Annotated in this window: 13 protein-coding genes and 1 pseudogene; 6 read left to right on the top strand and 8 right to left on the bottom strand. The window is 46.9% G+C overall.

Going from position 1 to position 17,221, the window contains the following annotated elements; genetic code table 11:
* Positions 1 to 165: 165 nt before the first annotated feature.
* The gene (locus BEB54_RS22445; protein ID WP_000199312.1) at positions 166 to 1,578 is read right to left on the bottom strand and encodes an aminotransferase-like domain-containing protein; all 1,413 of its coding nucleotides are present in this window, start codon (positions 1,576 to 1,578) and stop codon (positions 166 to 168) included.
* A gap of 176 nt (positions 1,579 to 1,754) precedes the next feature.
* Here BEB54_RS22445 and BEB54_RS29990 point away from each other — a divergent pair, with 176 nt between their 5' ends.
* The 3 genes and pseudogenes from BEB54_RS29990 (at position 1,755) to BEB54_RS29450 (ending at position 4,109) form a co-directional block, all read left to right on the top strand.
* Entirely contained in the window at positions 1,755 to 1,919 is a 165-nt protein-coding gene (locus BEB54_RS29990) for a DUF1127 domain-containing protein (protein ID WP_000394264.1), read from the top strand.
* A 96-nt stretch (positions 1,920 to 2,015) separates the two neighbouring features.
* Positions 2,016 to 2,669: pseudogene (locus tag BEB54_RS29455) on the top strand (DUF262 domain-containing protein); the annotation flags it as partial.
* A 276-nt stretch (positions 2,670 to 2,945) separates the two neighbouring features.
* The gene (locus BEB54_RS29450) at positions 2,946 to 4,109 is read left to right on the top strand and encodes a GmrSD restriction endonuclease domain-containing protein (RefSeq protein ID WP_143425165.1); all 1,164 of its coding nucleotides are present in this window, start codon (positions 2,946 to 2,948) and stop codon (positions 4,107 to 4,109) included.
* Positions 4,110 to 4,155: 46 nt separating this feature from the next.
* On the opposite strand, the gene symE is transcribed toward BEB54_RS29450, so the two are convergent.
* From symE to hsdR, 4 genes are all read right to left on the bottom strand, one after another.
* Positions 4,156 to 4,497, bottom strand: a complete 342-nt coding sequence (symE, locus tag BEB54_RS22430) for an endoribonuclease SymE (RefSeq protein ID WP_000132619.1) — start codon at positions 4,495 to 4,497, stop codon at positions 4,156 to 4,158.
* Positions 4,498 to 4,718: 221 nt separating this feature from the next.
* Positions 4,719 to 6,461 (bottom strand): restriction endonuclease subunit S, encoded by a 1,743-nt coding sequence (locus BEB54_RS22425; protein ID WP_105282286.1) that lies wholly within the window; start codon positions 6,459 to 6,461, stop codon positions 4,719 to 4,721.
* Entirely contained in the window at positions 6,461 to 7,930 is a 1,470-nt protein-coding gene (locus BEB54_RS22420; protein ID WP_001387312.1) for a type I restriction-modification system subunit M, read from the bottom strand. The genes BEB54_RS22425 and BEB54_RS22420 overlap by 1 nt, the downstream gene beginning before the upstream one ends.
* 66 nt (positions 7,931 to 7,996) lie before the next feature.
* On the bottom strand, positions 7,997 to 10,429 hold the full coding sequence (gene hsdR / locus BEB54_RS22415) for an EcoAI/FtnUII family type I restriction enzme subunit R (RefSeq protein ID WP_105277253.1): 2,433 nt from the start codon (positions 10,427 to 10,429) through the stop codon (positions 7,997 to 7,999).
* Between the two features lie 240 nt (positions 10,430 to 10,669).
* Here hsdR and BEB54_RS22410 point away from each other — a divergent pair, with 240 nt between their 5' ends.
* Genes BEB54_RS22410 through BEB54_RS22400 form a run of 3 tightly spaced genes read left to right on the top strand, consistent with a single transcriptional unit; the run spans position 10,670 to position 13,588 of the window.
* Positions 10,670 to 11,800 (top strand): DUF262 domain-containing protein, encoded by a 1,131-nt coding sequence (locus BEB54_RS22410; protein ID WP_105277254.1) that lies wholly within the window; start codon positions 10,670 to 10,672, stop codon positions 11,798 to 11,800.
* The gene (locus BEB54_RS22405; protein WP_105282285.1) at positions 11,784 to 12,800 is read left to right on the top strand and encodes an AAA family ATPase; all 1,017 of its coding nucleotides are present in this window, start codon (positions 11,784 to 11,786) and stop codon (positions 12,798 to 12,800) included. The genes BEB54_RS22410 and BEB54_RS22405 overlap by 17 nt, the downstream gene beginning before the upstream one ends.
* A gap of 38 nt (positions 12,801 to 12,838) precedes the next feature.
* Complete coding sequence (locus BEB54_RS22400; protein ID WP_105277256.1) at positions 12,839 to 13,588, top strand: hypothetical protein; 750 nt, start codon at positions 12,839 to 12,841, stop codon at positions 13,586 to 13,588.
* A gap of 65 nt (positions 13,589 to 13,653) precedes the next feature.
* Here the strand turns inward: BEB54_RS22400 and yjiA are convergent, their stop codons facing one another.
* From yjiA to btsT, 3 genes are read right to left on the bottom strand one after another with little or no spacing between them, the layout of a single operon-like run.
* On the bottom strand, positions 13,654 to 14,610 hold the full coding sequence (gene yjiA / locus BEB54_RS22395; protein WP_001297640.1) for a GTPase: 957 nt from the start codon (positions 14,608 to 14,610) through the stop codon (positions 13,654 to 13,656).
* Between the two features lie 10 nt (positions 14,611 to 14,620).
* Positions 14,621 to 14,824 (bottom strand): YbdD/YjiX family protein, encoded by a 204-nt coding sequence (locus BEB54_RS22390; RefSeq protein WP_000467859.1) that lies wholly within the window; start codon positions 14,822 to 14,824, stop codon positions 14,621 to 14,623.
* Positions 14,825 to 14,873: 49 nt separating this feature from the next.
* On the bottom strand, positions 14,874 to 17,024 hold the full coding sequence (gene btsT / locus BEB54_RS22385; RefSeq protein WP_105277257.1) for a pyruvate/proton symporter BtsT: 2,151 nt from the start codon (positions 17,022 to 17,024) through the stop codon (positions 14,874 to 14,876).
* Between the last annotated feature and the right edge of the window lie 197 nt (positions 17,025 to 17,221).

The following is a 17,221-nucleotide window of genomic DNA, read 5'->3' as shown; positions in this document are numbered from 1 at the left end:
AATTTGCGCGGTTTGTAGGCAGGATAAGGCGTTCACGCCGCATCCGGCATGAACAAAGCGTAGTTTGCCTAATTCAGGCTGGAACGTGGCGATGACCCAGCAAAGATAAAACGAGTCACACGCGATTCGTGAGAGGAAATCAGGCGCTTCGCCACTATTTCGAATTCATTCCATTGCCCGATACACGGCCTCGCCAATTTGCTTCAGTGCTTCGCGATAGGTTTCGCTGAGCGGTAAAGCGCAGTTGATGCGTAGACAATTACGGTATTTGCCGGAAGCCGAGAAAATCGAGCCTGCCGCCACCTGGATTTTCATGCGGTACAGCTGTCGCGCAACGCAGACCATATCGACCTGTTCAGGCAATTCTATCCACAGTAAAAATCCGCCTTTCGGGCGCGTAATACAGATTTCGCAGGGAAAATATTCCCGTATCCAGCAGGTATAAAGCGCCAAATTGCGCTGATAATTCTGCCGCATCCGCCGGATATGGCGATGATAATGACCTTCCAGCACAAACGTTGCCGCCGCCATTTGCGTGGACGGCACATTAAAGCTGCTGATGGCGTATTTCATATGCATCAGTTTATCGTGATAACGCCCCGGTGCGACCCAACCCACGCGCAGGCCTGGTGCAATACTTTTACTGAACGAGCTGCACAACAGCACTCGCCCGTCGATATCCCAGGAATGAATGGTCCGCGGGCGCGGATACTCCGTTGCCAGTTCGCCATAGACATCATCTTCAAAAATCACAATATCATGACGCTGAGCGAGAGAGAGAACGGCCCGTTTGCGCGCGTCCGGCATAATAAATCCCAGCGGATTATTACAGTTTGGCACCAGAATGATGCCTTTAATTGGCCACTGTTCCAGCGCCAGTTCCAGCGCTTCAACGCTGATGCCTGTTTCTGGATCGGTTGGGATTTCAATCACTTTCACGCCCATGCCGCGCAGCATCTGCATCGAACCGTAATAACAGGGGGATTCGACCGCGACAATATCGCCCGGTTTACACACCGCCATTAACGCCAGCGACATCGAGTTATGGCAGCCGCTGGTAATAATGATGTCATCGGCGGTGACTACCGAGCCGCTGTCGAGCATCAGGCGGGCAATCTGCTCTCGCAATACTCGCTGACCGGCTAACAAGTCATAACCGAGAACGGTTTGCAGATTATGCTGCACCACCCGGCTTAGCTCCCGCCACAGCGGTTTCAGGCTGGGCGTTTCGACATCCGGCGTGCTTTTGCTTAACGGAACAATGGAACTGTCGCTATGCGCCTCCAGCATATCCAGCACCTGATCCCACTGGGTAATTTCCACCGGGCGCTGCACCGGACGCGTCATCGGCGGTACTGGCGGCTGGGCTTTACGTTGTGCGACAAAATAACCCGAACGCGGCTGCGGAGTGATGAGCTTCATCGTCTCCAGCGTCTGATACGCCTGCTGCACGGTGCTGATACTGACGCCGTGCTCCTGACTTAAGCTGCGCACCGACGGCAATTTCTCCCCGTGACGATACAGCCCTTGCTCAATCCGTTCGGCAAGCAGAGTCGCCAGATGTTGATAACGCGTCATGCTGTATTCCTTATGTGGACCATACAGAGAGAAAAACCGGTACAGATGGGGCTAAAAAACCGGATGCAGATGCTGTTTTAACCTGTCTGTATGTTAAATAAAACTAATATTTGCATCTGTATTGTGAACTGCCAGAAGACGGATGATGAAGCCTCTGAAAGATGAGGAGGCAGCAGATGGAATTTCACGAAAACAAAGCTAAAGCGCCGTTTATCGGCCTGGTGCAACTCTGGCAGGCGGTGAGGCGTTGGCGGCGGCAAATGCAGACCCGACGCGTGTTACAGCAGATGAGTGATGAGCGGTTGAGGGATATCGGGTTACGCAGGGAGGATGTGGAGTGAGGGGGCAATTCATCGCAGATAAACCGGATTTCTCTATAACCTTCACAAGGAAGTGGTTATTATTGCGAAATCATCGCTTCACGGATAGACGTCAGAATGAAAGCTACAGAAGCTCGCCTACTCGATTTTTTAAAACGTTCGCAGCAGTTTGTTATTCCCATTTATCAACGGACTTATTCATGGACAGAACAACAATGTCGGCAACTTTGGGACGACATCATTCGTGCCGGAAAGCGTGACGATATATCAGCGCATTTTATCGGTTCGGTTGTTTATATAGAGCAGGGATTGTATCAGGTTTCTGGTATTTCTCCGTTGCTGGTCATTGATGGTCAACAGCGGCTGACGACCGCAATGTTGCTGATTGAAGCTTTATCGCGCCATCTTGGTGAAGACGAAGTTTTTGATGGCTTTTCAGCAATGAAATTGCGTAATTACTATTTGCTCAATCCTTATGAGTCCGGCGAGAAAGGATTTAAATTACTGCTGACCGAGACTGATAAAGACAGTTTGCTGGCGTTAATAAAACAAAGACCAATGCCAGAAAACTATTCCCATCGAATAGTGGAAAACTTTACTTTCTTTGATGAACAAATTGCCAAACTCGGGGATGACTTGATTCCCTTATGTCGTGGGTTAGCAAAGTTATTAATTGTCGATGTGGCGCTTAATCGTGGTCAGGATAATCCGCAACTGATTTTTGAAAGTATGAACTCCACCGGTAAGGCGTTAAGTCAGGCCGATCTGGTGCGCAATTTTATTCTGATGGGTCTCGAACCAGAGTATCAAACCCGGTTGTATGAAGATCACTGGCGTCCAATGGAAGTCGCTTTTGGTCAGCAAGGTTACAGCGAATATTTTGACAGTTTTATGCGTCATTATCTGACGGTAAAAACGGGGGAGATCCCTCGGACAGATGAAGTCTATGAGGCATTTAAACTGCATGCCCGCAGCCAGAGTGTTGCTGAAAAGGGCGTGGATCGGCTGGTTGAAGATATTCACATCTACGCGGAGTATTACTGTGCAATGGCATTGGGAAAAGAAAGTGACAAATCGCTTGCTACGGCTTTTCAGGATTTGCGCGAGTTAAAGGTCGATGTAGCGTATCCTTTCTTACTGGCGCTTTATCATGACTATAAAAATGGCGATTTGTCTCACGAAGATTTCCTGAGCATAATTCGTTTAATTGAATCTTATGTTTTCCGCCGTGCAGTGTGTGCGATTCCGACAAATTCTCTTAACAAGACGTTTGCTACTTTTTATAAGGTCATTAATAAAGAAAAATATCTGGAAAGTATTCAGGTACATTTTACGAACCTGCCTTCATATCGTCGTTTCCCCAACGATGATGAATTTAAACGGGAATTAAAAGTTCGCGATCTCTATAACTTCCGCAGCCGCAGTTACTGGTTACGACGACTGGAAAACGATAAACGCAGAGAGCGCGTGGAAGAGTTTACGATTGAGCACATTATGCCGCAGAACGAAAATTTGTCGGCTAAATGGCGTGAAGAGCTGGGAAGTGACTGGCAACGCATTCATAAAGAACTGTTGCATACGTTGGGGAATCTCACATTAACGCGCTATAACTCCCGCTACAGTGACAGACCTTTCGCGGAAAAACGCGATATTGAAGATGGCTTTAAACATAGCCCGCTCTATTTGAATATCGGTCTTGGACAGTGCGAAAAATGGGATGAAGCCGCTATTCACGCCCGAGCCGATCGTCTGGCCGATCTCGCGGTTCAGGTCTGGCAAGCGCCTTCTCTTCCTGAAGAGATTTTAGCTGTTTATCGGGGGCAACCGGAGAACAAAACCAGTTACAGCCTGAGTGATTATCCTTTTCTTGCTGATGGTTCGCATAGCCGGGTGTTATTCGATCATCTTCGCGATGAAGTTATGCGCCTGGACGCAGGGATCACGCAGGAAGTATTGAAGCTCTATATTGCGTTTAAAGCGGAAACGAATTTTGTTGATGTTGTGCCGCAAAAAAGCCGACTGCGATTGTCGCTTAATATGCAGTTTCATGAACTGGTCGATCCGAAAGGTATTGCCAAAGATGTGACAAATGTTGGGCGCTGGGGCAATGGCGATGTAGAAATTGGTTTCAGCGACCTCGCACAACTTCCTTACATTATGGGATTAATCCGTCAGGCATTTGAAAAACAGATGGAGAGCGCGTTGGTATAACGTGGCGAATAATACCCGGTAGCACTGGCGCTACCGGGTCAATGTATCAGGCGACTTTCTGTTTACCGGCAATCACCCCAATAAACTCCTGCACCTGCTTCTGTTTACGCGCTGACAGTTTGCACACCTGGCGCAGCGACTGCATCAGTTCGCTCTCTTCGGGGGCGGGTGGTTGGGCGGTGAGGACAATACAGCCTTCCATCACTTTGACATCTACCGCCGTGCCGGTGGCAAAACCGGCGGCTTCCAGCCACTGACCTTTCAGGGTGATGGCGGGAATACGGCTGTAATCCGGGTAGCGACTCGCATAACTCACGGTTAATTGACGGTTATTTGCCGGGGAGACTTCTGCTTCGAACGGTTGTGCAATAGAATGCGTGTCAGTCATGATTACTATTCCTTAGAAATAGGGATTGTGATTAGCGGTGCGGGTGTGTTGGCGCACATCCGCACCGCGCTAAATACCTGTATATATCATCAGTAAATATGGGGAAAGTCCAGCTAAAAATTAATGAAAATAAGATGAAAATTAGCGTGAGATATAATTTTTGGTGATGTGAATAAAGCGGCTATTTAGCCGCTTTATTGGTTTTTGCGAGGGCAGGTAAATTAGTTTACCGCCGCGTCAGTGAGTGCGTCTGCAAGGTGCAGTTGGGTTTGCTGGGCGGATTTAATGTAATTAATTAATTTATCACAATATACATGCATTCTTTCTACCTGATCAACTATACGAGCTTGCTCCTCAAAAGGAGGAATCATAAGTGTAAACATAGATATTGTTTTAAGAACAAGGTTTTTGTTACCAACCCCTTGTGTTCCCTCTTCTGATTGTTTTTTTACAAAAGGAGATGAGATTAATAATTTCAAATAATTAGGGTTTATCAGATGATTCGGGAATTTGATAAGGGCAACACTTACGAATATACTGAACTCCTTATCTGTGTCGATGATTACTGGAATTCCCGTGGTGCCAATTTTAGTAAGTAATAAGTCCCCACGCTGAGGATGGCATCTTTTAATTAATTCTTTATGTTGTTCATGTGATATGAATTTTGTCTCATTAAAATTGATACTCCCGGAGCTAATATCTTTTACTGAAATGAAAGGAATACCTGCTTGAGTATAGGTAGGTGTGTGATGGGCTCCATCAGTTATTAAATACACTAAATCAATTAATCGCGCCCATTCCCAAGTAGAAGGTAAAGCTGGGTAAGTATTTTTATTACAAATTGCTGATATCAATTTCTGTTTTTTAATTTTCCCTTCTTTCACCAGTTGAGCTTTTTCCTGCGCAATTCGTTTGAGCAGTTCAGAGGCTGGTTCGTCATTCGGATCCTGCGGCACAAGTTTACCCATTACGGCCAGTTGCAGAATGGTCTGTTTTAACGCATCCACGCTGGCTTCGGTGGTAAATAGTGTGTCGAAGTGCTCGTTAATACGCGCCCAGTTTTCAGCCAGTTCCTCGGCGTTTTGGCTGTCTGTAAGCGTTCCCAATAGGGTTTCAACCAGTTGCTGATGTGCGTCCAGACTGGTCAGGGATTGTTGTTCCAGTTGGTCGCAGAGAGACATGAGTTTATCAACACGTGAAACAATTCGCAGTTGCTCCTGGATAGGAGCTAATTCGATGACAGCCTGCTGAGCTTTTTCTGTACCAAGCCTTGGTAAGTTCATTCCATGTGTAGAGCTATTTGCATAAGTAATGAAATTTGGTGCTTTCAGCAATAGACGTAAGAACTCTGGGTAAATATTACCATAGCTTGTTATTGGGATAATTTCAGTAGTACATACACCCGGTTCATTAGCAACGATCACTTTATCTAGGTACGGACGTAATTTTCCATAAAGTACATCACCTTGTGAGAATCGATTCTTAGAGCTTTTAAATGGTCTTTCTGCAAAAGTTACCTTATTGAGAAGCTTTGATGTGACTTTCTCTATATCCTCTAATTCAAGGATCCATGTTTCAGGTGTTACGTCTTCAGGTTCTGCTTTATCACAAAAACCATAGTTTGAAATAAATCCTAACCTCGTCCACTCCCATCCCTCCGGCAATTCAAACGGCTTCTCTTCCTCGCTAATTTCCGGCAGCGGTTTTTGCTTTTTAATTTTACCTTGCTTCACCAGCTCCGCTTTTTCCGCCGCAATACGCTTCAGCAGCTCCGACGCCGGTTCATCATTCGGATCCTGCGGCACCAGTTTACCGCGCACAGCCAGTTCCAGAATCAGCTCACGTAATTTCTTAATGCCATATAAATCAATTTTTCCGGAACTGCCGCGCCCGGCGGTGGAACGGGTTTGCAACGCCGAGGTCCAGGTTTCCATATGATCAACGATCAGCTTTTCCACACTCATCAGTTAACCTCCTTGCCAGACAGCGCAGCGCCAAGAATATCGCGCAGTTGATTACGCAGCGTCTGGATCTCCGCCTGCTGCTTTGCATACTGCGCTAACAGCTCGTCCGGATCATGGCTAACGGTTTCCGCCTGATGTGGGTTTTTAATATCCAGATTGAAGTTACGCGCAATCACGTCATCAATGCTGACTTTCCACGCCTGCTCATTCTCGACGCGGCTGGCAAAACCATCGGCCTCGTTCCCCCACCAGTCGATCTCCGCCTGAAACTCTTCAAACTTCATCGGCTTGGTTTTACTGTAATTTTTCACGCCCGCCGGATACGGATGCTCATAGAACCAAATCTCTTTGGTTGGCTGACCTTTGGTAAAGAACAACAGGTTGGTTTTAATGCCGGTATAGGGGTTAAACACCCCATTCGGTAAACGCACGATGGTATGCAGGTTGCACTCTTCGGTAAGCAGTTTTTTGATTTTGGTTTTAACGCCTTCGCCAAATAGTGTGCCATCCGGCAATACCACCGCCGCGCGACCGTTTTTCGCCAGTACTTCCACAATCAGTTGCAGGAACAGATCCGCCGTTTCGCGGGTTTGCATCTCTGCCGGAAAGTTCTTCTCAATACCGTCTTCTTCCGTGCCACCAAATGGCGGGTTGGTAACAATCACATCCAGTTGCTCATCCCAGGAGGAAAGCGGTTTATTCAGGGTGTTGTCGTGACGAATTTGTACCGGTACTTCAATGCCGTGCAGCAGCATATTGGTGGTCGCCAGCAGGTGCGGAAGCTGTTTTTTCTCGACACCGTGGATCTGTTGTTGCAGAGTCTGATGATCGGCGACGCTCTTCACGTATTTGTTCTTTACATGATCAAATGCGCAGGCAAGAAAACCGCCCGTACCGCAGGCCGGGTCCATAATGGATTCGCCGAGTTTCGGATCAACGCGATCCACCATAAAGCGAGTGACGGCGCGTGGAGTATAGAATTCGCCAGCATTGCCCGCAGATTGCAGATCTTTAAGGATCTGTTCGTAAATATCACCAAACAGATGGCGTTCGCTGGCGCTGGTAAAGTCAATTTCGTTCAGCTTGTTGATCACCTGACGCAGTAGCGTACCGTTTTTCATATAGTTATAGGCATCGCTGAACGCCTGCTTCACCACGTAGCCGCGTGGGTTTTTATCGATAGGCGCAGTGAGGTTTTTCAACGCCGGGAACAGATCATCATTAACGAATTCCAGCAGGGAATCACCGGTAATGCCCTGCGCGTTGGCGGCCCAACTGCGCCACAAATAACGCTGTGGGATCGGATATTGATAGTTATCCTGCTCCAGTTCCAGCGCCTCTTCCTGGGCATCGAAGATTTTCAAAAACAGCAGCCAGGAGAGCTGACCGAGACGCTGCGCATCGCCATCCACACCGGCATCTTTGCGCATAATATCTTGTAATGATTTGATTACTGAGCTGATAGACATGTTGTATTCCATGAAAAACAAGGCCTTCTGCAACATGATGGTTGCAGAAGGCGCAAAAGAGAGTTGTTAAGCAGAGCGGGGCGGTAATTGGTAGATTTCGTTTTCCAGCTCGCTGAGCGCCTGATTATACCCGTTACGGTCGCCAAATCCGGTTTTAATAATCTCCGGTAAAGTGCCCATGCTGTCGAATGGTTTAAGTTTCAGCACCTGAATACTTTCGATCTCCTGTACGCCCGCATCGGCGTATTTATCCAGCAGATTATCGAGCACGGCTTGCGCTGCTTCAGAGTATTTTGTGAAGTAGTTCCGCTTGCGCACGTTCTCGGCGCGCTCTTTGCGGGTTAACGGCGGCTGACCATACACTACGTGGCAAAGCATGTCGAACGGGTCGAGATCTTTACCGACTTCTTCTGCCAGTACTTCCCAGATGATCCCCTGTTGCTCCAGCTCGTGAATGATCGCTTCTTTGCGATCGGCGTCCTGCCACTTGCGGGTAAAGTCATCCAGCGAGGCATATTCTTTGAGCAGTGTTTTGCGGGTGTAATCTTTAAAAGATTCGGTAACCAGTTTACCGTCGGCATCGTAATACTGAACACGCTGCGCAATAACGCCCACCGCGACACCGTTGACGTGAAACTTGCGGATTTTCTTCTCGTCTTCTTCCGGAAGTGGGCCGACATCATCGGTATCGGTAACCTGGTATGGTGGCGCAGGCGGTTCATCAACGCCCGTTACCTGTTCGTCGTCATGTTCGCTGATTTCTTCGAGTTTCTCTTCAAAATCAGATTCTGGATCGGTGATATCCTCTGGTGTGGTATCCATGACTTTTTCGGGAATGCCATCGAAACGCTCATCGGCAAACAGTTCGGTGGCTTTTTTAAAGTCGAGGATGGTAAACCAGAGTTTGCCGTAACGTTCGTCGATGCGTGTACCACGACCGATAATCTGCTTGAATTTGGTCATCGACTGGATGTTCTGGTCCAGTACTACCAGTTTGCAGGTTTTAGCATCCACACCGGTGGTCATCAGCTCTGAAGTGGTCGCGATAACCGGGTACGGTTTTTTCGGGTTGATGAAGTTATCCAACTGAGCTTTGCCAATTTCATCATCGCCGGTGATTTTCATGACGTATTTGTCGTTCTTTTTCACCTGCTCCGAGTTGAGATTAACCAGGGCGCGGCGCATACGTTCTGCATGATCGATGTCGTTACAGAAGACGATGGTTTTATCCATCGGATTGGTGCGCTTGAGGTAGTCGGTAATGGTTCTGGCAACCAGTTCTGTGCGTTCGTCGATTACCATCGTGCGATCGAAATCTTTCTGGTTATAGATACGATCGTCGATCACTTCGCCGTTTAAGTCAGTTTGCCCTTTGGTTGGGCGCCAGCCTTGCAGATCAACATCAATATCAACACGGACAACTTTATAAGGGGCGAGGAAGCCGTCTTCGATCCCTTCTTTTAGCGAGTAGACGTAAACCGGATCGCCGAAGTAATCCGTGCTGGAGACTTCATGCGTCTCTTTTGGCGTGGCGGTTAAGCCAATTTGGGTGGCGGAACTGAAATAATCAAGGATCTCTCGCCAGGCGCTGTCTTCGGATGCGCTGCCGCGATGGCATTCGTCGATGACTATCAGATCGAAGAAATCTGGTGCGACTTGTTTAAACGCTTTTTGGTCTTCCTCCGGGCCAGTTATAGCCTGATAGAGCGCGAGGTGAATTTCATAAGCGGGATCAATGGTGCGTCCGCTGACTTTGGTCATTGCCGTACCAAATGGCTGGAAATCATTATTTTTGGTTTGGTCGACCAGAATGTTGCGATCGGCAAGGAACAGAATGCGTTTTTTATTTTTTGATTTCCACAGGCGCCAGATGATCTGGAATGCGGTATAGGTTTTCCCTGTTCCGGTCGCCATGACCAACAGAACGCGGTTTTGCCCGTTGGAGACGGCTTCAATGGTTTTGTTGATTGCCTGAAGCTGGTAATAACGTGGCGATTTACCGCTGCCATCGTCGTAATAGTCCTGAGTAATCACCGGAAGCTGAGCTTGTGTGTATCCTTTCCAGAGGCAGAATTTTTGCCAGAGTTCAGCGGGGGAGGGGAAGTCATCCAGCGTTATTTGCTTTTCAAGGCATTCACCTTCGGCTGCGGTGGCATCGCGGAAGATAAAGCCATCCCCGTTGGTGGCAAAAACAAAAGGAACGTCCAGCAGGCGCGCATATTCAATGCCCTGTTGCATCCCTTTGCCAATTTCATGTTTGTTGGCTTTTGCTTCAATCACGGCTAAGGGAATGCCTGGTTTGTGATACAGCACGATGTCAGCAGATTTTACCGTTCTGCGTGCCGCAACTTTACCACGTACGATGACTTTACCGTCCCGGAGTTTGACCTCCTGTCTGATTTGCGTTGTGTTGTCCCAGCCTGCATTGAGAATGGCTGGCATAACGCATTTGGTAATGATGTCTGCTTCCGTCAGGTTACTTAGGTTCAGTTCCGCCATGGGGTGTTCTCGCTTTTATCAGGACGATTCTGATTGTACATAAAATCAATAGCCTGGCTATGACTTAGGGCGGTATGAGAGCATTATGTTCTGGAGATAACTCGCATAATGGTGCAGTGAAGGTCGCAGTCAAGAAGGAAGTTAGGGTATAATTCATGTTGATTAAGGGGCTGAAATTTTGATTCAGCGCCCTATTTTTATGAATAAATAATTCGATAAATTTTTAAAGGTAATTTTACCATGAGTAATGCGGATGTAGAAAACGACAGCATTGAACTCGAAGATCAAGAAGAGCTTGAGTTAACATCTCATCCGCATCAAATGGGGACAGATACTGAGGTTCGAATTGCAAAAGAGCAATCCAGTGTTTTCGAATTACTCCGTCGCGAAGCTCGTGGGCAACTGGTTCTTGCTCCAGATTTTCAGCGTAAACTTGTCTGGGATAGAAAACACCAGTCAGAATTAATTGAATCTATTTTAATGGGGATTCCTATTCCATTAATTTATCTTTTTGAGGATGAAAATGGTGTCAGGCAAATCATTGATGGCAAACAACGAATATCTGCATTGAAACGCTATGTTAACAATGAATTTTCTTTAACTGATTTATCTATGTTGCCTGACTTGAGAGGAAAAAAATTTTCTGATATTCCTCCATTATTACAAGCAAAGCTTGAAGATTGCCAGTTACATTCTTATGTGATTCAACCCCCAACACCTGAATATGTGAAATTTAATATTTTTGAGCGTGTAAATCGAAGTGGTATTAATCTAAATAAACAGGAAATGCGGCATGCTCTTTATCAAGGCAAGGCCACAAAGTTAATTAAGGATCTCGCTGAACACGAGTCTTTCAGGCTTGCAACAGGTAATGGCGTAAAATCTGAGCGTATGCGAGACAGATATCTGGTTTTGCGGTTCGTAGGATTTTATTTGCTTGTAACAAATCAAATGCCAGGTGTTGAATTTAGGTCTGATATTGATGCTTTTTTAGCATCTGCGATGAAATTCATTAATACAAAAGCTGATGATGAGTTACTGGAAGAAGTTGAAGATGCTTGTATAACTGGTATGACTAATGTCTATAAAGCGTTGGGTTCAGAAGCATTTAGATTTTCAACAAAATCAGGTGCTAAAAGGCGACCAGTGAATATGGGATTATTCGAAGTGTTAGTTATGGTATTCAGTCAGATAAGTTTTGAATTTTTATCAAAAAATATTGAATTAAAACAGCTTATTGAACAATACAAGTATAATTTTGATGAGATTGGTATTTTTTCTGGTGCAATTGATACAACACAATATGTAAATATGCGTTTTGATTTTGCGAAGGAAATAATGGAAAGGATTAAAAATGCTTACAAATATTAACATTCAAGGATTTAAAAGTTTAGGCTCAACAAGTCTGGTGTTATCACCACTGACCATTTTAACTGGAACTAACTCTTCTGGTAAATCCAGCGTTATTCAGGCATTGATGTTACTAATTAAAAATAGCGCTTCTGTTAATCAGTATAGTATGGAAGAAGTTATCCGATTTCTAGCTGATTTTCCTGTTATTAGAAATAAAAAAAATAACGCAAAATCTATTGTTATAACAGTCCAGGATACAGAAAAAAATTCTCATTCGTTAACGCTCAACTCAGAAAATATCGAAATTGATAGTCGTCTGGGATATCAATACGAGCCAAGAGTGCCTGGTAGTGAACCTGAGTTGCTCTATCTGAATGCCAACCGCTTGGGGGCACAAGAATTTGTGCCCACCGCAGAACGTCGAGTAGGTGTTGCAGGAGAATTCTTGTTTTCAACATTTGATAAAATGAAACATTTGCCAGTACCTGAATATCTGGTGAAAGTTCACGAATCTACAACACTTGCATATCAATTATCTTATTGGTTGAAACTGATTACAGGAACGACGTCTGAATTAGTTACTGAAAAAGTTGGTGACCAGATTAAGGTCGCTTTTACCTTAAAAGAGCTTGAAGGAAATGTTTCTCCTCTTAATCTTGGGGCTGGGATGAGTTATATTGCAAAGGTTTTGATTATTTGTTTGATGGCAAAAAAAGGCGATCTTATTTTGCTAGAAAATCCCGAAATTCAATTGCATCCGAAAGCGCAGTCTCATTTGGCAATTTTTTTAGCATTTGTAGCAAGTAAGGGTATCCAGATTATTGTAGAAACGCATTGTGAACATTTAATCAATAAACTTGCGTATTTGGTTTATGAAGATGTTATAACTTCTGAGGATATTTCTGTACATTATAAACCTGATGTGGATAAAGATTTTATCTCGATGAGAGTTAATGAAGGTGGGAAATTTACCGATCTGCAAGAGAATGTTACGGGATTCCCTTTAGGTTTTTTTTGATGCAACCTTAGATGATTTGATGAAGATGAGGTAAAGAAATGTCTTATCAAATGGTTCTTGATACATCTTTATTAGTTGCATATGAAAATATGGATGATAAGAATAAGGTGAAGAGATTACATAAAAAACTAGTACTACCTTATTTAACTAACAAAAGGCAATGGATTGAGGCAAGAAATTTAGGATTGAAGATGCCGGAGTTAGAATATCGACAATATTTATCTATGTTAGCAAGTCAGCCTGAAAGTGATGATGATCTTGTTACTTTAGCATCTAAATCGTTGTTGAAAATAATCCTTACTGAGAATGATAATTTATCACTTCCCTTTGTACATTATAAAAAAGGTATGGTTAATAATCAAGTTACCGTTACATTAAGCCCTACAGATAATAGAATATATTTAAAAAAGTATCTGGAAATGCTATGTTGCAATGCAAAAAAAGTAATTATATGCGATAATTACTTTGCACAGAATTGGGAGAATACATGCAGCTTATTTCATTCCGTACTACCTAGAAAAGAGCTTGTTATTGAATTTTCAGAAATCGCAGTAGGTGTCGCTGCAGTCCAAAACGGAAGTAAAATAAATAGTAATTTTGTTCATTGTATCCATCCTGAATGGAGTGTGCAAATCACTACAAATCCCAAATATACAAACTGCCATGATCGCTATTTACTAATTGAAAGTCCGGAAGGAAAAATAGAAGTCATGCTGTCGAGTGGCTTTGACCATATATGGAAAGCAAGTCCTAAAGAACTTACCTGTGTATTTCGTGATGTTTCATAAGAGAATTGCACTTTCTTAAGCCGGTGGGGTATATATATCTTCCGGCTTAAGAAAAATGTGAAATTTTACTTCCTCAACCCCGCAAACGCAGCCCGAATCTCTTCCTCCGGCAGCTGAATCCCGATAAACACCATCGTGCTATGCGGTTTTTCATCGCCCCACGGGCGGTCCCAGTCGGCGCTGTAGAGGCGCTGGACGCCCTGGAACAGCAGGCGATTTGGTTCGCCGTCAATCCATAGCATCCCTTTGTAACGCAGCAGTTTATCCGCCGACTCCAGCAGCAGGTTTTCCATCACGCGGGAAACTTCGCTGATATCTACCGGGTAATCCAGTTCTACCACAATCGACGAAATATCGTTTTGTTTATCCGCGATAAAGTGGAAACGCGGTTTGGTGCTGACGACGTTTTCTTCCAGCATAAAACCGTTGGTGTTGAACAGCAGGCCCAGATCGATGTCGCCGTGGGTGACGGTGTAGACCGGTGCGCGGGCGTTGATGCGTGCCAGGCGTTCACGCAGTTTTTCTGCTTCGCCTGCGACGTCGGTTTTGGTCAGCAGAATGCGGTCGGCGTAGCCAACCTGTGACTGGGCGATGGTGAACTGGTTCATCTGCTCATCGGCATGTACCGCATCCACCAGCGCAATCACGCCGTCCAGCAGGTAACGCTGGCATAAAATCTCATGGGAGAAAAAGGTCTGAATAATCGGGCCGGGATCGGCCATGCCGGTGCATTCAATGACCAGACGGTCGAACTGAATATTGCCCTTGTCGAGATTGTCCAGCAGGTCGAGTAGCGCGTCCTCCAGCTCGTTGGAGCGCGAACAACAGATGCAGCCGTTGGTCAGCGTTTTGATCTGCGTGGCGCGGTCGCCAATCAGTTGATCATCAACGGAGACTTCGCCGAATTCGTTTTCAATCACGGCAATCTTGTAGCCGTGCTGTTCATTAAGAATATGGCGCAGCAGGGTGGTTTTGCCTGCGCCTAAAAAACCGGTGAGTAGGGTAACTGCAATCGGGTTCATGCTCTCTCCATTAACAACAGCGCATACCGCCTTTACCATCGCCGCCGTAGCGCGCGTTCTGGCGTTCGCGGAAGAATTCTTCATAGCTCATGTACGGCTTGTCGGGATGGTTGGTCTTCATATGCTCGACGTAGTTGTCGTAGTCTGGAATGCCAATCAACATCTTCGCCGCCTGGCCGAGATATTTTTTTGCCTGTCCTAAGTTACCAAACATAGTTCACTCTGATAAGAACAAAGCCCCGCCGAAGCGGGGCTAAACACGGTTAGTGGTGCGAAGAGATCTTCACGCCGCCTTCCGGGATTGGAACGTACGGGGTTTCTTTGTCAGTACGTTTGTCGCTGTTACGCACCTTCAACCAGGTTTTGAAACCGTAGAAGATGATGCTGTACACCACAATCAGGAACAGAATACTCAGGCCCGCGTTGGTGTAGTTGTTCACAACGATGTGGTTCATGTTGGCAATCTGCTGTGCCGTCAGGTCAGTACCGTTAGCAATCTTCTCTTTGTACTGGCTTGCCATGTAGAAGAAGCCTTCCATCTGCGGGTTGGTGCTGAACAGTTTCAGGCCCAGCGCCCAGGTGGTGCAGATAAGCAGCCATACAGCCGGAACAACAGTTACCCAGATGTATTGGGTGCGCTTCATCTTAATCAGCACAACGGTGCCCAGTACCAGCGCTACGGCTGCCAGCATCTGGTTGGAGATACCGAACAGCGGCCACAGGCTCTTAACGCCGCCCAGCGGATCGACCACGCCCTGATACAGCAGGTAGCCCCACAGACCCACACAGCCCGCAGTACCGATGATACCGGCAACCAGAGAATCGGTTTTTTTCAGGAACGGGATGAAGTTACCCAGCAGGTCTTGCAGCATAAAGCGGCCAGAACGGGTACCCGCATCCAGCGCGGTCAGGATGAACAGGGCTTCGAACAGAATACCGAAGTGATACCAGAAGCCCATGTCAGCCATCGGCAGCACTTTGTGGAACACGTGAGCGATACCTACCGCCAGCGTCGGCGCACCACCTGCACGGTTCAGGACAGAAGGCTCACCAATGTCTTTCGCGGTTTGCAGGATCTGCTCTGGCGATATCACGAAGCCCCAGGAGCTGACAGTCGCTGCCGCGTGTGCGGTAACGTCTTTCAGCTGCGCCATGATGATCGGCGCGTTATCGCCACCCATTTCATGCAGGTTAGGCATGGTGATGCCAAGGCCCGCAGGCGGGGTATTCATCGCGAAGTAAAGACCCGGTTCGATGATGGACGCAGCAACCAGCGCCATAATCGCCACGAAGGACTCCATCAGCATTGCGCCGTAGCCGATGAAACGCGCGTCGGTTTCGTTAGCCAGCAGTTTCGGCGTCGTACCGGAAGAGATCAGCGCGTGGAAGCCAGATACCGCACCACATGCGATGGTGATGAACAGGAACGGGAACAGAGCGCCTTTCCACAGCGGGCCAGTACCGTCAATGTACTGCGTCATCGCAGGCATTTTCAGTTCCGGGTTCAGCACTACGATACCCAGCGCCAGGCCGACGATAACGCCGATTTTCAGGAAGGTTGCCAGATAGTCGCGCGGTGCGAGGATCAGCCACACCGGCAGCAGTGCGGAAACAAACGCATAGCCAATCAGCGCGAAGGTAATGGTGGTGTCTTTAAAGGTCAGTGCCGGACCCCAGTACGGATCGTGAGCAATTACGCCACCGAAGTAGATAGAGGCAACCAGCAGCACGATACCAATAACAGAGACTTCACCTACACGCCCCGGACGGATAAAGCGCATGTAGATACCCATAAACAGCGCAATCGGTACGGTTGAGCAAACGGTGAAGACTCCCCACGGACTTTCGGCCAGGGCTTTAACCACAATCAGTGCCAGGACGGCAAGGATGATGATCATGATTAAGAAACAGCCAAACAGCGCGATAGTCCCCGGTACTGGCCCCATCTCTTCTTTGATCATCTCACCGAGAGATGCGCCGTTACGGCGAGAGGAGATAAACAGCACCATAAAGTCCTGTACCGCACCGGCCAGCACTACCCCCGCCAGCAGCCACAGCGTGCCAGGCAGGTAGCCCATCTGCGCGGCGAGAACCGGACCAACCAGCGGACCAGCACCGGCGATAGCGGCGAAGTGGTGACCAAACAACACGTAACGGTTAGTCGGAACATAGTTCAGACCGTCGTTGTTAATAACCGCAGGCGTCGCGCGCGTGGGGTCGAGTTTCATCACCTTCTGGGCGATGTACAGACTGTAGTAGCGATAAGCCACCAGATACACCGACACAGAGGCGACCACGATCCACAGGGCGCTGACGTGCTCCCCCCGACGTAATGCAACTACCGCGAGGCAGAATGCACCGATGATTCCAAGAATCACCCAGGGTATGTGCTTGAATATCTTTTTAGTATCCATAGTAAAACCTGGCATGTATTGATTAATAGTTGGCCGAAGCCGTTCTAGGTTTGCGTTGCGTTTGAGGAGGTAAATTGACCGCTATCCTGCAGTGATGTTGCCAGAGTTACGCGCGCGTAAAGTAAGGTAAATAACTGAGTGGTTATTTTAGGGACGTAAGCGGTCAGGAATGGCGGTAAGCGGTTGGGCAAGAATTA

The sequence above is a fragment of the Escherichia sp. MOD1-EC6021 genome (genome assembly GCF_002965245.1).
Lineage (GTDB): Bacteria > Pseudomonadota > Gammaproteobacteria > Enterobacterales > Enterobacteriaceae > Escherichia > Escherichia coli_F.
This window is presented reverse-complemented; position numbering and strand designations above follow the sequence as displayed.

What these genes read in the sequence shown, in the direction of transcription:
- BEB54_RS22445 (WP_000199312.1), bottom strand. Translation starts at nt 1,578, where the DNA reads ATGACGCGTTATCAACATCTGGCGACTCTGCTTGCCGAACGGATTGAG.
- BEB54_RS22420 (WP_001387312.1), bottom strand. Translation starts at nt 7,930, where the DNA reads ATGTCTATCAGCTCAGTAATCAAATCATTACAAGATATTATGCGCAAA.
- btsT (WP_105277257.1), bottom strand. Translation starts at nt 17,024, where the DNA reads ATGGATACTAAAAAGATATTCAAGCACATACCCTGGGTGATTCTTGGA.
- BEB54_RS22425 (WP_105282286.1), bottom strand. Translation starts at nt 6,461, where the DNA reads ATGAGTGTGGAAAAGCTGATCGTTGATCATATGGAAACCTGGACCTCG.
- BEB54_RS22390 (WP_000467859.1), bottom strand. Translation starts at nt 14,824, where the DNA reads ATGTTTGGTAACTTAGGACAGGCAAAAAAATATCTCGGCCAGGCGGCG.
- yjiA (WP_001297640.1), bottom strand. Translation starts at nt 14,610, where the DNA reads ATGAACCCGATTGCAGTTACCCTACTCACCGGTTTTTTAGGCGCAGGC.
- BEB54_RS29450 (WP_143425165.1), top strand. Translation starts at nt 2,946, where the DNA reads ATGGCATTGGGAAAAGAAAGTGACAAATCGCTTGCTACGGCTTTTCAG.
- symE (WP_000132619.1), bottom strand. Translation starts at nt 4,497, where the DNA reads ATGACTGACACGCATTCTATTGCACAACCGTTCGAAGCAGAAGTCTCC.
- BEB54_RS22410 (WP_105277254.1), top strand. Translation starts at nt 10,670, where the DNA reads ATGAGTAATGCGGATGTAGAAAACGACAGCATTGAACTCGAAGATCAA.
- BEB54_RS22405 (WP_105282285.1), top strand. Translation starts at nt 11,784, where the DNA reads ATGCTTACAAATATTAACATTCAAGGATTTAAAAGTTTAGGCTCAACA.
- BEB54_RS29990 (WP_000394264.1), top strand. Translation starts at nt 1,755, where the DNA reads ATGGAATTTCACGAAAACAAAGCTAAAGCGCCGTTTATCGGCCTGGTG.
- hsdR (WP_105277253.1), bottom strand. Translation starts at nt 10,429, where the DNA reads ATGGCGGAACTGAACCTAAGTAACCTGACGGAAGCAGACATCATTACC.
- BEB54_RS22400 (WP_105277256.1), top strand. Translation starts at nt 12,839, where the DNA reads ATGTCTTATCAAATGGTTCTTGATACATCTTTATTAGTTGCATATGAA.